This is a genomic window from Streptomyces sp. NBC_01237 (genome assembly GCF_035917275.1).
GTDB lineage: Bacteria > Actinomycetota > Actinomycetes > Streptomycetales > Streptomycetaceae > Streptomyces.
Genome location: NZ_CP108509.1, coordinates 76,742 through 91,999 on the forward strand (window position 1 = coordinate 76,742; position 15,258 = coordinate 91,999).

General features: G+C 69.9%; 11 protein-coding genes and 1 pseudogene. All 12 read left to right on the forward strand.

Annotated features, from left to right (window positions below; translation table 11 throughout):
- Positions 1–252: 252 nt before the first annotated feature.
- The 12 genes and pseudogenes from OG251_RS36670 (at position 253) to OG251_RS36725 (ending at position 15,034) form a co-directional block, all read left to right on the forward strand.
- The gene (locus tag OG251_RS36670; RefSeq protein WP_326682745.1) at positions 253–1,917 is read left to right on the forward strand and encodes a DEAD/DEAH box helicase family protein; all 1,665 of its coding nucleotides are present in this window, start codon (positions 253–255) and stop codon (positions 1,915–1,917) included.
- Entirely contained in the window at positions 1,914–3,803 is a 1,890-nt protein-coding gene (locus OG251_RS36675) for a type I-E CRISPR-associated protein Cse1/CasA (protein WP_326681597.1), read from the forward strand. Before OG251_RS36670 ends, OG251_RS36675 begins: the two co-directional genes overlap by 4 nt.
- Entirely contained in the window at positions 3,800–5,053 is a 1,254-nt protein-coding gene (locus OG251_RS36680; RefSeq protein ID WP_326681598.1) for a type I-E CRISPR-associated protein Cas7/Cse4/CasC, read from the forward strand. Before OG251_RS36675 ends, OG251_RS36680 begins: the two co-directional genes overlap by 4 nt.
- Before the next feature lies 1 nt (position 5,054).
- Positions 5,055–5,795, forward strand: a complete 741-nt coding sequence (gene cas5e / locus OG251_RS36685) for a type I-E CRISPR-associated protein Cas5/CasD (protein WP_326681599.1) — start codon at positions 5,055–5,057, stop codon at positions 5,793–5,795.
- The gene (locus OG251_RS36690; RefSeq protein ID WP_326681600.1) at positions 5,792–6,514 is read left to right on the forward strand and encodes a type I-E CRISPR-associated protein Cas6/Cse3/CasE; all 723 of its coding nucleotides are present in this window, start codon (positions 5,792–5,794) and stop codon (positions 6,512–6,514) included. The genes cas5e and OG251_RS36690 overlap by 4 nt, the downstream gene beginning before the upstream one ends.
- 546 nt (positions 6,515–7,060) lie before the next feature.
- A complete protein-coding gene (locus OG251_RS36695; RefSeq protein ID WP_326681601.1) occupies positions 7,061–7,417 on the forward strand; it encodes a hypothetical protein in 357 nt (118 codons plus the stop codon).
- On the forward strand, positions 7,410–9,689 hold the full coding sequence (locus tag OG251_RS36700) for a DEAD/DEAH box helicase (protein WP_326681602.1): 2,280 nt from the start codon (positions 7,410–7,412) through the stop codon (positions 9,687–9,689). The genes OG251_RS36695 and OG251_RS36700 overlap by 8 nt, the downstream gene beginning before the upstream one ends.
- A 200-nt stretch (positions 9,690–9,889) precedes the next feature.
- Positions 9,890–10,319: pseudogene (locus tag OG251_RS36705) on the forward strand (glycoside hydrolase family 15 protein); the annotation flags it as partial.
- Between the two features lie 215 nt (positions 10,320–10,534).
- Positions 10,535–11,542 carry a hypothetical protein gene (locus OG251_RS36710; protein WP_326681603.1) on the forward strand — a complete coding sequence of 336 codons (1,008 nt, stop codon included), beginning with the start codon at positions 10,535–10,537 and terminating at the stop codon, positions 11,540–11,542.
- A gap of 274 nt (positions 11,543–11,816) precedes the next feature.
- Positions 11,817–12,770 carry an endonuclease/exonuclease/phosphatase family protein gene (locus tag OG251_RS36715; protein WP_326681604.1) on the forward strand — a complete coding sequence of 318 codons (954 nt, stop codon included), beginning with the start codon at positions 11,817–11,819 and terminating at the stop codon, positions 12,768–12,770.
- 351 nt (positions 12,771–13,121) lie between these two features.
- Positions 13,122–13,679, forward strand: coding sequence for a PH domain-containing protein (locus OG251_RS36720; protein WP_326681605.1), 558 nt, complete (start codon positions 13,122–13,124; stop codon positions 13,677–13,679).
- A complete protein-coding gene (locus tag OG251_RS36725; protein WP_326681606.1) occupies positions 13,676–15,034 on the forward strand; it encodes a PH domain-containing protein in 1,359 nt (452 codons plus the stop codon). The genes OG251_RS36720 and OG251_RS36725 overlap by 4 nt, the downstream gene beginning before the upstream one ends.
- Positions 15,035–15,258 lie beyond the last annotated feature (224 nt).

Sequence of the window (15,258 nt, forward strand, 5' to 3'; positions counted from 1 at the left end):
ATGTGCAATGTCCGAGCGCCGAACCGGTCGATCACAGCCCGAAAACCAGGAACACGTCACGCAGGGCGTTGCTTCTCGTGGGCCCATCCGGGCGGCGACCAGCAACTGCGCGGCGGGACCGAGCTTCCCGGCCTCCCCCACCTTTCTTTCTCTTCGTTGGTCACGCACCAGGAGCACAGCATCGTGAGTTCTCAGACCACCCGGGCCATATCCGCGCCCGCGCCTCCGGATCAGGCCAAGCACGCGTTCGTCCTGAGCCACGCGACACCCAGCCTTCCCGGAGTCCGGTGGGATGCACGATGGCGTCTGCCCGTATACCGGGGGCGGCGTCTTCCTCGTGCTCTTCTTCCGTATGCGGCACGGCTGCACTCGCTGGAGTGGCTGGTCGAGGACATTCTCAACGGGCGTATGCCACCGCCCCCTCCCGTAGAGCGTGAGCGTCCGGCTCTGCGAGACCACCAGGTCCAGCCGGTGCGGCTGATGGCACAGGCGCATGCGTCCGGGGCGCCGGGCTTCCTGCTGGCCTATCCGACGGGGTCGGGCAAGACCGCCATGCTCATCAACGCCACCCTCGACCTCCCGAAGGTGAAGGCCGTGCTCGTGGTGACCAAGCTGGACGTGGTCCCCGCGTGGCGCAGCGCCATCAGCTACTTCGGCAGCGGCGGCAAACGGTGGGTGGTGATCCACTCCGAGCAATTGTGGCGGCTGTTCGATCACCCCGTGCGGCAGCTGAACTCTCTGCCGGCTGACAAGGCCGCCGGGTACGCGGCCGAGGGAGGTATTCCGCGCGTCCGGTTCGACGCCGTCATCGTGGACGAGTCGCACATGATGGTCTCCCCCGACTCCGTGCGCTCCCGGCTGATCGACCGGCTCGTCCTGCCCGATCGCGTGACCGGGAGCCGCCCGTGGTTCGCACGCGCCTCGGCCTCCCCCTTCTCCAGCCCGGAGGAAACGGGCTACGTGAGCGATCTGCTGGCCCACGTCGCTGAAGTTCCTGCGCCGGGCCGGCTGAGCATGGCCGAGCACAGGACGTGGCTGCAGAAGCAGTTCGGCTTCGCGTTGAACACCGGGCAGGACGGGCGGTGGGACCACAGCGTGAGCGGGACCGACGTGAAGAGCATCGAGTCGCTGCTGTTCTCCGGGGCGGTGGGCACGACCGCGACCGCCGAGCAGATCGGCCTTCCCACGCTGACTCGGGAACTGCGCCCGGTAGAGCTGTCCCCGGAGGACCGGGACCGCTACGAAGCCGCTTGGACACAGTTCCGTGCGCTTCACGGGCTGGAAATCGGGGACGGCACGGCCGACGACAGGTCCCCCGCCCTGCGTCAGGTGCAGAAGGCGTCGCTGCTCAAGGCGCCGAAGGTCGCCGAGATCGTGGCCGGGCTGGTGGAGGACGGCTATCAGGTGGTGGTCCCCGCCTGGTATCTCGACAACGTCTCCGCCCTTTCCCGTCTCACCGCGGCGGCCCTGGCGGCGCGCGGGCTGCCGGACCGGGTCGTGGAGATCACCGGGGCCTCGCGGGGGCTGCGGGAGATGAAGCGGCAGGCGTTCCAGGCGGGGCAGGCGCTCGTCGCGGTCGTCAACTCGCTGGAGGGCATCAACCTGCACGCGGGTGAACGCGGTGGCGCGGGCAAGGGCAAGGACGCCACGAAGACGCCCCGGGCCTGCGTGATCGCCGACGTACTGACCGGCGGGAAGCGCAGCCTGCAGGCGGAGGGACGCACGCAGCGCGACGGGGAGCGGTCGCTGACGCTGTACGTCTACGCCGAGGGCACCACCGAGCAGCAGTGGCTGGCCCGGATGCTGCGCGCCACGGCCGGAACACAGGCCCTGGTCCAGTCCCCCGCGGAAGCTCAGGCTCTGCAGGATCTGGCGGACCAGCTGTCCGTGCAGCAGGAGGAGGCGGAGCACCAGTGACGGCTACTGCGGCCACTGCGGCGTTCCGCCCGTCCGTGAGCCTGGCCGAACTGCCCTTCATAGAGGTGGCGTACCCGTGCGGGAAGCTGGCGCTTCTGTCGCTCGCGCAGGTTCTGGAACAGGGCGACCGGGTCCGTCTCGTCACCACCGACCCCTTGTTGTGGGCGGCGACGGTGCGGCTGCTGCTCGCCGTCGCCTACGCGGCAGGATCCGCGCCTTCGGGGAAGCAGCAGTACCGGCACCAGGTTCTCCACGGGCTCGACCTCGAACCCGCGGCCCGCTGGGTGCGCGCCCACGCCGGTGATCTGGACCTCTTCGATCCCCACAAGCCGCTCTTCCAGGACGGGTCGCTGCACGCGGTGGCAGAGGGACGGCCCGACGCGGCGATCCCGGTGCTGTACCTCGATGTGACCGCGGCGGTCCGGCGGCCGCTGCTCTCCGATCATCGCCATCTGCACGCCTCCGTTCCCGTGTCCGCCGCCCGCGCGGCAGGTCTGATTCTGGTCCAGCAGATGTGGTGCTTGAGCGGTCGGATCACTGGCAACGAATCCGTCTACGGCAAGGGGTCCACCTTCGGGTCCCGGTCTGCGGCGTGCGGCGGGCTGGTCATCCAGCCGGACGGCACCGTTTCCCAGGTGCTGAGCTGGCGGCTGATCCCTGTCCTCGGCAGAGGGCCCGGCACAGCGCACTGGACCTACACCTCACGCCCGGCGCGCGGGCAACGGCAGGCACCCGCCAGTGAGAGCGGTGCGCTGACGTGGCATCACCGGCGGATCCTGCTGCTGGCGCAGGATGAGGGCACCGTCGCGCGGGTGCTGTTCGCCCAGGGCAGGCGTCCCGGCAAGCAGACTGCCCCTCTCACCGACCGGCCCGGCTGCCGAGACCTCCTGACAACCGAGTCGGGGGCTCCGCTGCCCGCGAGGGCGGTGACCGGCGAAGAGGACACCGCCCCGCTGCTGCACAGCTGGTGGACCGCGCCCGCGGGCAGCTGGGCACACACCGCCCGCCGCGCCGCTGAGGCTCTCGGCTGTCAGCCGCCGGACGTCCGCGTCACCGGCCTGACCGTCAGCCTCAAGAAGATCGACAACGTCCGCCACGTCTTCCTGCCGGGCTCGCTGCTCGGCGACTTCCGAGGGAAAGGCGCCGCCGCCCACGTCATGAACACCCGCGCCCAGGCCGCCGAAGCCCGGCCGGGTTTCGGCTCCACGCACCTGCACCAGGAGACTTTCATGCGCTCGTCCGACACCGAGCGGACCACCGCGCTGCTCGACGACCTCGCCGCCGGCGACCTTGGCCTGTTCGTCACCGCAGACACCCCCCGCCGCCCGGCGGAAACGGACGACCCGGTCGACGTACTGACCCGGAAGCTGGGTACCTGGGCGCGCAGCCACCGCACCCGGGCGCTCATGGCTGACCTCGCCGCCTGGGCAGCCGAACCGAACCCGACCAACCCGGCCTACGCCTCGGTTACCAGGCTCGTGCCCGAGGAACTCCACGAGGCGGCCATGCTCACCGCCGCCCTGTTCGCCGCCCACCGCCGGGCCGCCTCCAGCGCACCGGTGTACGGAAACGCGCCGATCGCCCGGCTGATGCGGGCGGGCGGCACCGGCCGCCGGCGCGGCCCCGGACACCGCGCCACCCGCGCGTCCGTGACCCTGGTCCTGGACGCCCAGTGCCTGGAGGACCTCCGGGCCCCGCTCCTGCATCTGGTCCGTGATGCCGCGAGGGGCGGTATGACGCCGGACTGGACCTGGCTCCTGCACGACCTCTCCCACTGGGGGCCGGCTGTCCGGCAAGCGTGGCGAGCGCAGTTCTACACCGCCAGCCCTCTGCCTCCCCGCCGCGAACAGCCCGCCTCCGCCGACGAAGGACACCTCGCCGCATGACCACGCGCGCCACCGACCTCACCCCCCGCCCGCTGCCCGACCGCGGGCAGCCCACCGACGTCACCGACAGCCCCGGACCGTTCGTGGTCGTCCACTCCCTCACCTCCCTGGTCGGGATGAACCTCAACATGGACATGGACCACCTGCCCAAAACCCTCCGCTACGGGGGAGCGGAACGGATGCGGGTCTCCTCCCAGTCCCTCGCCCGGGCCGCCCGCGAGTACCTGCGCACCGACGGCACCCAGCAGCACGCGGGCGCCCACGCTCTCTCCACCCGGTCGCTCCCGACGGCCGTGACCCAGCAGCTGGAAGCGGAACACGGCGTCGACGCCGCAGACGCCCACCCGCTGGCGGCCCTCGTCGTGGCCGCCAGCGGCCTCAGCATCAATCCGTCCAGGCCCGGCCAGACGAAGGTCATGGCCTACGTCCCGGCCGACGCCCCCGCCCGGCTGGCCCGGATCGTCATGACCCACCTGGACGACCTCGACGGCCCGCGGGAGGCCATGGAGGACACCATCGCGGAGTGGGTGGCCGCATCCCAGAGCGCAGGCACGTCCCGCGCCGGCGACAGCGACCCGGGGACCCCGCTCAGCGGCCTTCCGGTGGCACTGGTCACCGCGGCCCAGGATGTCCTGGCACCGGGGACCGTGGAGGAGATCGCCCTCTTCGGCCGACTGCTCACCGAACTCCCCCGTCCAGACAGGCGGATCTTCTCCGCCGCCCATATCGCCCACGGCTTCGGGGCCGACCCGCTCAACCGACTCACCGACGAGTTCACAGCCCATGACGACTACCAGGAGGGCGGCGTCTTCAGCAGGTCAGGGATGCTGGGCCGCCAGTACCTCGTCTCGGGCACCCTCTACCGGCAGGCCGCACTGGACCGGCACCAGCTGCGGCAGACGCTGGCCCTCTCGGGGCGCAGCGGGGCGGACGTCGAAGCGCTGGCCCAGAGCGCCGAGCGCCGCTGGACACGCGCCATCGTCCGCAGCCTGCCCAAAGCCAGACGCTCACGCCACGGATCCGCACCCCGCCCGGCCCTCGCCGTCGTCGCGACCTGCGACGAAGCCCTGACCGCCGGCCCCGCCTTCGAGGAACCGGTCACCTCACAGCCCGCGGGCCCCCACGCCGCCGCACGCCTGGCCGCCTACCTCCACCACCTCGGCCTTCGGCAGGGAACAGCCCTGTGGCAGCCGCCGGCCGGCGAGGCCCCTCCCGAGCTCCCGGACGTACTGACCGTGAAGGGATACTGACGTGGAAACCGTGCTGCTCCGGCTCACCGGCCCCATGCAGTCCTACGGGACCGCAGCACACTGGGAGGAGCGCGGAACCCGGCGACGCCCCACGAAGAGCACGGTCATCGGCCTGGTCGCCAACGCCCTCGGGCTCGCGCACGACGAGCCTCTCCACCACCTCGCCAGCATGACGTTCGCCGTGCGGGCCGACCGGCCCGGCCGGGAAATACGGGACCAGCAGACCGCCGGTGGCGGGCATTTCCCTCCGGCCGGCGAGAACACCCCGGACTCGGAGAGCCGGTACGGTGCGCCGCGCGACCCCGGCCTGAACCGGGACGGGACACTGCGCCCCTCCCGGCAGAAACGCAGCCGCGATCCCGTCCTGATCACCAAGCACTACCTCGAGGACGCAGGGTTCCTTGCCGGGCTCAGCACCGACGACGCAACTCTCGCCGCCGCCATCGACGGCGCCCTGCGCCGGCCCGCCCGGGTGCTCTTCCTCGGCCGGCGCTGCTGTCCGCCCGCACAGAGCGTCGCCCACGGCATCACCCCGTACGGCCCGGGCCAATGGCCCGGCCGTGTCCCCCTGCTGCCCGAAGCCACCGCGGCCGAGCCCACCGTGTGGACCGAAGCGCAGCAGCCGGCTGCCGGGGCATGGCCCAGTCCCGAGAACCCACTCCAGTTCTCCACCCGCACCTACACCAATCTGTTCCTGCAGACCTCGACCGTCCTGCCACCCGCTCCGGAGCTCTCCCGATGACCATCCGCCCCGCGGCCACGTTCACCACACTCAGGTCCGCACTTACCCTCACTCCGCGCGAACAGGAACGCTGCAACAACGTGCACCACCTCCATGCGCTGGTCCTCTCCGGATTCCCCCTCCCCGCCCCAACCGGAGCCGCTCCCACGCCCCGCAGGGAGAACGTGCTGTATGCCGCACACCGCGGTGATCCCCTGACCGACCGACAGCACCGACTCCTGGCAGCGCCGCCCGAACGCGTGCTCGTACAGGCCCCCGTCCAGCCCGACTGGCAACCACTGATCAACGACGGCCGCCTCACCAGAGCGGACGTGTTCCCGGTCGAACACCATCTGCGCGCCGGTGAGTTCATCGCCATCAGGGTCATCGCCAACCCCGTGCTGAGGAACCTCGAAACCGGAAAACGACTCAGTCTCACCGCGCCGCACGACGCCGCAGACTGGATGCACCGCCACTTGACGCGCATCGGACTGGACACGGCCCCCGGCGACATCACAACGAGCCAGCGAGTCCGTATCACCGGAAGCCGCAGAGGCAGACCCCTCACCGTGATCTGCAGGGACACGGCCGCCCGCGGCCGCGTTCGCGACCCCGAACTCCTCGTACGGGCCCTGACCACCGGCATCGGCCCGGCAAAGGCCTACGGCTGCGGGCTGCTGCGCATGCGCATTCACCTCACCGAACAGAACGAGGAAGACAAGATCGCGGTTCTCGTCTAGGGTCGTTCGCGAAGAGCATCGGCCTTCCCTTCCTCACATGCGTGAGGCTGCACCACGCGCAGGGAGATCGAGACCGGCCTTACCGCCGACTCCCCACAGCGGTGGGGCAGCCGAGCTTCTTCTCGCCCTTCACCTCCCGGGCCCATTCCCCGTCCTCAGACCGTCGCGACGCACACTATTCCTCCCTCTCCTCACCGTTGTGAGGCTGCACCTTTCGCAGGGAGCTCCAGACCGGCGTGACATCCGGCTCCCCACAGCAGTGGGGCACGGGCGCGGAGGCAACCTCTCAGCGCCCCCCGCTTCGGCCTTCCGGTTCCCGATGCGTACGGATGCACCGGAGCCGGAAGGCTGGGGGCACTCAGCCCTCCCCCGCCCCGGACGACATCCACGCGATGTGCCGCGGCGCCCGCCCCGCAGCGGCGGAGTTGCCTTCCCGCCACTGACCCGGCCGGTCACCACGCCGACGCGCCCACGGGCCGGGCGCACCGGGACTTCCACCGCTCTCCTTACTTCAACCTGTGCACAGAACACCCGAAATGGATAGAAATGCGCCATTCCTTGCCGAAGGCGGGTCAGGCACCCGCGCCGCGCGTGCCCACCGCCGAGACCACGCCCCCGGCCACCGGCCGTGTCTTCGCCGACTCCTCCGGCCCTACCGGGCAGGCGGGCGGCCCCGGCTCCGAGCGGCTGCCCGGCCGGCCCTTCAACCCGGCACAGCTCCTGCCGCGCGACCCCATTCGCCGCACGTCGGTGGCGGCACCCGGGGCCCTGGTCGTCGGGGTGCATCTGCTGCTCGAAAAGGACGGTGTGATTGCCCACCGGCCCGAGGGGCCCCACGGTTCTGCCTTCTACATTGCCGCGCGGCCGGGCATGGTCCAGCCCGGGGAGACTGCCCGTGTCTGATACTCCCGTTCTGTGGCCGCACCAGCAGGCGGCGTCCGATGCCGCGGCGGAGGCACTCGCACGCGGCGGGCGGGGAAGCGTGGTGCTGCCCTGCGGTACGGGGAAGACCCTGGTCGCGGCGGACGTCCTGCGCCGGACATCCGGCCCGGCTGGCGGGCCGGTGCTGTTCACCGCCCCGTATGTGCGCCTGCTCGACCAGACGCTGCGCGAATGGCAGTCCTATCTCGGACCGCAGGCTCTGGGCACCGTCGTGGCGGTGTGCTCCGACCGGCGGCTGCTGGACGACCACCGCCAGCTCTTCGGTGACCGCGTCCACGTCACGACCGACTCCCAGCAGCTGGCCGACATCCACCGCAAGTCCACGCGCATCACCATCCTGGCGACGTACCACAGCCTGCCCGTCGTGGCACGCGCCCATGAACTCGGTCTGCCACCAGCCGAGTTCATCGCAGTCGACGAAGCACACCGCACGACCGGGGCGGAGAACAAGTCGTGGGCCATCGTCCACGACGACAGCCGGATTCCCGGGGTGCGGCGTCTCTACCTGACGGCCACCCCCAGGATTGTCGAAGGCACGCGGACGATCAGCATGGGTGACACGGCCGTGTTCGGTCCCCAGTACCGTCTGAGTTTCGGCGAGGCCAAACGCCTGGGTCTCCTCGCACCGTACGAGGCCGTCGTCTCCGTCATCACGGACGACGATGTCCACGCGGCCACCGCACGCCCGGGTGCCGGGCTCTTCCTGGACACCGGCCCGCGGGCGGTGTCGCCCACGATGCTGGCCTCACAGCTCGCCCTGCTGCGGGCGGCCCGCGACCGCGGGCTCCGGAAGATCATCACGTTCCACACCCGGGTAGCCGACGCCCGGTGGTTCGCCACAACCCTCCCCGACGCCGCGGCCCTGCTGGACGGCGACCCGTACCCGGTGCGCGCCGACTGGGTGCAGGCGAAACAAACCCCGGCCCAGTGGCACGCCGCCCGCAGCCTGCTGGAGGACGACGGGGACGGGCTCGCCGTCGTCGCCAACGCACGCATGCTGGGCGAGGGCCTCGACATTCCAGCGGTCGACGGCGTGGCATTCATGACCCCGCGGAGCTCAGCGATCGACATCGTCCAGGCCGTGGGCCGGGCCCTGCGGCTGGGCGGCCGCAGGAACAAGGTCGCCTCCATCCTGATCCCCGTCCATCTCGCGGCCGGCGAGGACCCGCAGACGGCACTGGCCGCGTCGGCGTTCAACGAGGTGTGGCGGGTCGTGGCCGCGCTCGCTTCCCACGACGAGGACTTCGCCGGCAGGCTCCGCAGGCACCGCCATGACATGGGGGCCCAGCAGTACACGGGCAGCGGCCAACTCCCCGACTGGCTCAGCCTGTCCGGTGTGCCCGTCCCTCCCGGCTTCGCGGACGCCGTGACCGTGCGGGCCGTGCGGTCGCTGACCGACTCGTGGGAGGAGTTCCTCGGCGCCTGCTCCTGGTACCGGGACAAGCACGGGGACCTGAACATTCCGGACCACTGCGTCACCCCGTCCGGATATCCGCTCGGCGCGCGCATCGTCCGCGAGCGGCGCAACCAGCGCGCCGGGGTCCTGCGCCCCGAACGCAAGAAGCAGCTCGACGCACTCGGCATGATCTGGGACGTCATCCAGCACCGCCTGGACCTGCTGGTGACCGAACTGGAGGCCTTTCACGCTCAGCACGGGCACCTCCTCGTCCCGACCGGCACTCTGACCGGGACCAGGATCAAGGCACTGCGTCTGAAGCGGCGGTCAGACCGCCTGGACTCCGAGACTGTCAGGCGGCTGGACGCCATCGGCATGGTGTGGGAAATGGACGACGTCTGGCTGCAGTTCCTCGCGGACCTGCACACATACAAGGCCCGCTTCGGCCATCTGAACGTCCCCCGCCCCTGGATGACGGACGGCGAGAAACCCCGGCATCTCGGGGTTCAGGTGTCCAACCTCCGCCAGCGGTTCCCGGGCACCGCACCGCCATCAGTCGTGGCTCACCTGGACCGGATCGGGTTCATCCGCAACGCCAAGGATGACCGCTATCAGCATGCCCTCGCCGCACTGCGGGCCTTCCACACCCAGAACGGCCATGTCCGGGTACCCGCCGGGCTGCAGACCCCGCACCCACACCAGATCAGCCTCAGAACCTGGCTCCGCAACGCCCAACGCAAGTACCGGAACGGCCAGCTCCCGGAGAACCGGGTCGCCGATCTCCGGTCCCTGAGCGCGCTGCCCCCCGCACCGGACGCAGACCGGGGACAGCAATGAGCCACCTCCCGCTCCCCACCCCGGCACCGAGTGCCAGTCCGGCTGCCACAGACCAACACCCCACACCCACAACGAATCAGGACACCATGAGCCGCCGCATCGAGGATTACGCACTCATCGGAGACATGCAGACCGCCGCCCTGGTCCGCCGGGACGGCACGGCCGACTGGCTGTGCCTGCCCCTCTTCGATTCGCACGCCGTCGAGTCCGGGGACGCGGAGGGACCGCTGGAGCGGTGGCGCGAGCTGCGCGACGACATCCACCGCGACGTCTGCGAACAGGGCTACGACAAGGAACGCAATACCTTCACCGAGTCGTACGGGTCGAAGGAGCTCGACGCGTCCTTGCTGCTGATTCCGCAGATGGGCTTCCTGCCGCCGGACGACAAGCGGGTCATCGGCACGATCGAGGCGATCCAGCGTGAGCTGTCCACGGAGGACGGCTTCGTCCTGCGCTACCCCACGGCGGGGGACGCCGCGGGCGTGGACGGCCTGGAGGGCGACGAGGGCGCGTTCCTGGCCTGCTCGTTCTGGCTCGCCGACGACCTCACGATGATCGGCCGGGTCGATCGACGACGAGGCCCGCCAGCTCTTCGAGAAGCTGCTGCCCCTGCGCAACGACCTGGACCTGGAAGAGCCCGCCGTGCTGTTGACCTTCCTGCGCACCGTGGCCCGCGTGATGCGTGCCACGCCGGGCGGCCCGCTCGGGCGGCCCCGGCAGCCCGCCTCGCGCCCCATGGAACTCCTGCTGGAACACCAACGGGCAGGTCCGCGTCCACCCCGGCCCACAGATCCCACACAGCCGCCCGCCGGCTCTGTTCATTTGAACCCGGAGGTACTCGACCCATGTCCGTTTTGCGGGCCCCCTTCACTGTCAGCATCCCCGCCGGCCCTCCGGATCCGCCACCTGACTGGTGGCCCAGCAGCAGCCACCATCAGGCCCTGAAGGGTCTGCTGCAGGGCCTGAGCGATACCGCGTACGCCGAGCAGCAGCAGCTGACCGTCAGCACCGTCAGGGACTATCGCCGCAGCTGCCGCGGCGGGTACTCCGTGGGCACGGACCGGGCCCTGGCCCATCTTGCAGTCAGGGACGGCCTGATCACCGTCGTGCGCCTGCCCGAAGGCGGGGCGGATGATCTTCCCACCGAGGTTCTGGAGGTGTGGCGGCACCTCGCATTCGATGTACCCGACAGAACCCTGGCAGCCGCCATCGCCAGAGAGACGGGCCTGTCCAGGGACCAGGTCGAGTCCGCTCTGTCGGTGCTGAGATCCGAGGGCGAGAGCGACTGCGCACTGATCGCCCGCGGCTATGCCTGCGGGGCGCTCACCGGTCGCGAGATGACAGAGCCCAGCTTCCACACCCGTACGGTGCGCACCGAGTCGCCGTCTCGCCGCCCTCGGTCGGGTGCGCCTCCCGTCCGTCGGCCCCGCGGCATCGACCCTCTCCGTCTCGTGCCCGACGGTGTGCCGTGGCCGCCTGACGGGATGGGAGTGCTGTCCGGCGATGTGGTCACCGGCCTCGATGTCGACGTGGTGCGCGCGACCCCGGACGCCTGCCGCACCGCGTTGAGGACTCTGATCCACGCACATGGGCAGTCGTGGGGGCCGGTCCTGGGGGACGTGGAGGGCGGCACCGCGCTGTTTCTCGTGCAGCCCGGGGTGCTGCCTGATGGGTGGCGCAGTTCCGGAGGGAGGCTGTGGCGACGGGGCGCCATCCTGCGACGGATTCCCGCGCCATGGGTCCGGGGCGGATCCGGGCTGTACTGGGCCGTTGAGGGTCAGGGCAAGTACTGGCGGCCCGATGTCCTCGCCGACGCGCTCGCCCCGCCGACAGCCGCGGCCGGCGGGAGATGACCCGGGCCCGCACCTGACGTCCTGCTCAACCCGGCAGCGTCCGCACGCGATCCCCAACGACCGCAACCGATCCCCCGGGCCGTCGTCCCGGGGGTTGTCTGCCTGACTCCCGCCCACCTCGGTACCGCAAGCACCGTGCCGGCCTGTCTGCCGCACCGGCCACGCCTGGCCCCTGCTGAGCGCCACTGCCGAGTCGGGCCCTTGCCGGTCTCCGTCACGGCCGAGTCCGCCCCCATGCCCGAAAGGCACACGTATGAAAACCACGATTACTGCAGTGAACTGGAATATGGAAAAGGGTCTCAACTGGGAAAAAGGGGCTGCCTGGATCAGATCGCAGCTCCCCGACATCTACTTTCACCAGGAGGTGCAGCCGGGCCAGCTCGACCAGCTGTCGGAGCTGCTCGGCATGGACGGATACATCGCCGTGCCCCTGCCCGGCAGCTCGAACGACAACGCGATCTTCGTCCGTCGGGGCGGGCCACTGGTGTGTACGGAGGAGTACCCGCAGGCATGGGCGCCGTGGCACGCACCGGCGAACATCGCCATCAAGCTCCGTGACCCCGACGGCACGCTCAGCCCCCGCCAGATCAGCTGCGTCAGCATGCACGCCTGCTACTTTTCGCCCGAGCTGCGGATCGTCGAAGCGCGCTGGTGCACCACCCTGGCCAAGGCCGGCTGGCTGGCCATGCTGTTCGGCGACATGAACAGCTACCGCGACGGCACGAGCATCGCGTGGGAGGAGTACACCGACCTCGCCTTCGTCACCAACCGCACCTACGAGTACGACAACCGCCTGCACACCGACGTGCGCCCTGACCGCGTACTCCTGGCCGCGGGGTTCACCGAGATGGCCCGCCACGCAGCCCAGAACCTGCAGCAGCCCAATGCCATGGCCGCCACATCCGGCTACCGCGACTACCCCGGGCGCCCCTCCGGCGCCAGGTACTGCATCGACCGCGGATACCTCAGTGCGGAACTCGCTCCAGCCCTGACCCGCTTCAGCGTCTGCGACACCCTCGACCTACGTCGACTGTCCGATCACCTGCCCCTTCGGGCCGAGTTCGACGCGACGGCACTGCGCACGATCCTTCACCGCCCCGCACAGACGTATCAGCCGCACGACAACCGGCACGCCGGAAGCGGGAACCAGGCCCCTTCCCCGGTCAGCCGAGTCCAGCCGTCCCCCATCCCCGAGGCGAGCCGGCACATGCACGGGGAGGGGATGTGAAGGGACGCCTCACTGCCGGCCAGCTCCGGCCCGTCACCGGGCCGCTCGCCGCCCGCCGTCCGGGACGGACGCACCCCACGGTGATCGAACACGCGGAAGGGCAGTACCCGGTGCTGTTCCCGCCAACCGGCGCAGTCACAGGTCGCCGGAAGGACCCCAGCGGCCGTCCCCTCCGCGACCGGTCCGTACACCGCCTCCCCCCGGTGGCCGCCGTGGCGCCGGCCGGACGGTCCCGGGATCTTGGCTCCGAAGCAAGGTCGTATACCGCCGCTCACGGCGGCTCCGCCGATCTGCTCTTCACCGTTGACCGCACACCGAGTCCGCCTGCCTCAGAAAGGAACAAGACCAGACGTGCCCCAATACATCACGCCTGAACCGCCATTCACTCTTCCCGATACCGAGCTCACGCGGCACCCTGAACGCAGTGTCAGAGTCAACCGCATCGCATCCGTTCTCACGGTCCTCGGCAGCAGTGCACTGCTCGGTCTGATCGCCGCCAACGTCATCAGCATCGTCTACGTGCTCGTGACCGACTCCAACGACTGGCACGACACGCTGGCCTGGTGGGACCCGGCCATGACACTCACGTGCCTGATTCCGGCCGCCGTCTGCGCCTGGCGCTGGAACCGCATCAAGGCCGCCTGGCACTTCCGGGGCTACCACCTCGGCGACGAAGAACTGCACATCCGCACAGGACTGCTCACCCGCAAACTCACGGGCCTCGCCTATTCCCGAATCCAGTCGGTCACGGTCCACTCCGGCCCCATCCAGCGGCGCTTCAACCTCGCCACACTGACCATCCAAACCGCCGCCGGGAGTGACACCATCGAGGACCTCGACCCGCAGGTCGCACATGACCTGCACAGCAGGCTCACCGAACTCGGCCGAGTGCGGGGGCCTCTGGTATGAGCCAGTCCCTCGAAGGCCGCCTCCATCCGGTCACCCCGCTCCGCCACAGCTGGGCTGTTCTCCTCGCCCTGGGTACCCTCGTCTACCAACTGCGCGATCTTTTCAGTGTCGGCACTACCGGCAGCGAAGAGAAGATCGACATACCCGCTTGGGCAGCATGCGTCACCGCGGCGCTCGCAGTCGCACTCGTTGTCGGCCTGTTCGCTACTGCCTGGCGGCACAGCCACTACAGCGTCAACGGAAACACCCTCGGATATCGCAGCGGCCTGCTCTTCAAGGTCCGGCACCAGTGCGACCTCCACCATGTTCAGAATGTCGACATCCTGAGGCCGTTCCTCGGAAGGATCATCGGGATCTGCACCCTCCACATCGTCATGTCAGGTACGACGATGTCCCTGTCCTACCTCACCCTCAACCAGGCCCGCGCGCTGAGGGCTCGCATCCTGGCCGAGGACACTGCTGCCCAAAAGCTCTACCAGGTGAAAACCAGGGACCTTTTCATCTCTCTCCTTCTCGACCTCGGTCCCAACCTCCGATCAGTCGTCCTGGCCACCATCGGCCTGCTCCCGTACATCCTCTCCGGCCGGACCTTCGCTCTGTCGACCCTGATCGCTTTCACCCCCAAGGTCTGGGGCCTCACGGGAAAGCGGCTCTTCGTCTACAGCGGATGGACCGTCACCCGCAATGCCGAGGGCAGCTACCGCGCCGACTTCGGCGCGGTCGATGCGCAACAGTGCACCTTCCGCGACACCCGGGTCGCCTCGATCGAGCTCCATCAGCCCCTGCTGTGGCGAAGGTTCGACTGGGTCAGGGTCGAGGTCGAGGTGGCCAAGGTTCCGAGAGAACTCGGCCTCAAGGTTCCGAGCGAGCTCCAAGAGCGCGCCTTGGGGCGGGGGCTCGACTGGGTCCTTCACAAACTTGCCGGTGGTCGCACCAATGATGTTCTTGTCCCCGTCTGTCCGCGCGCTGTCGCCGCGAAGCTGGTGCTCCACCTCCTCGGGCCGGATGCTGTGGCCCACCTGCACGAGCCGATCCCGGCACCGCCGGAAGCACGCAGGGCCACACCCTTCCACAGAGCACTCGGGTACCGTCTCGAGAACGGATACTTCACCGCGTGGTCCGGAACCTTCTTCCGAAGCACCACTGCGGTATGTCCCGCCGCACGAGTCCAGACCCTCACCGTCGAGCAGGGCCCGTGGCAGCGCAGACTCGGCCTGGTCACCGTCAACGCCAACATGGCGGGCGGCACCAGGGTGCAGGCCGCCCACCGCACCACCGCCGAAGCGGCGGACCTGGCGCCCCACCTGTACATCCAGTCGATGCGACAGGCCCGTGCCGCCGAAGCTTCGCCGTGAAGTGCTGGGGTGGCCCACCAGGTCATCACCACACACGCAGCCCAAGGTCCGCAGGCTACCCATCAGGCCGCGGGTGAAGCAGCTCGCACAGCGCAGGGCAGCTTTGTTCACGTCGCAGAGCAGAGACGGCATCGTCCCGGAGACCGCCCAGGTCCAATTCGGCGCGGCCGAAACGAACCGAACCGGAGCTCAGACACCCTCGGCGGGCCGGCACCATCCCTTCC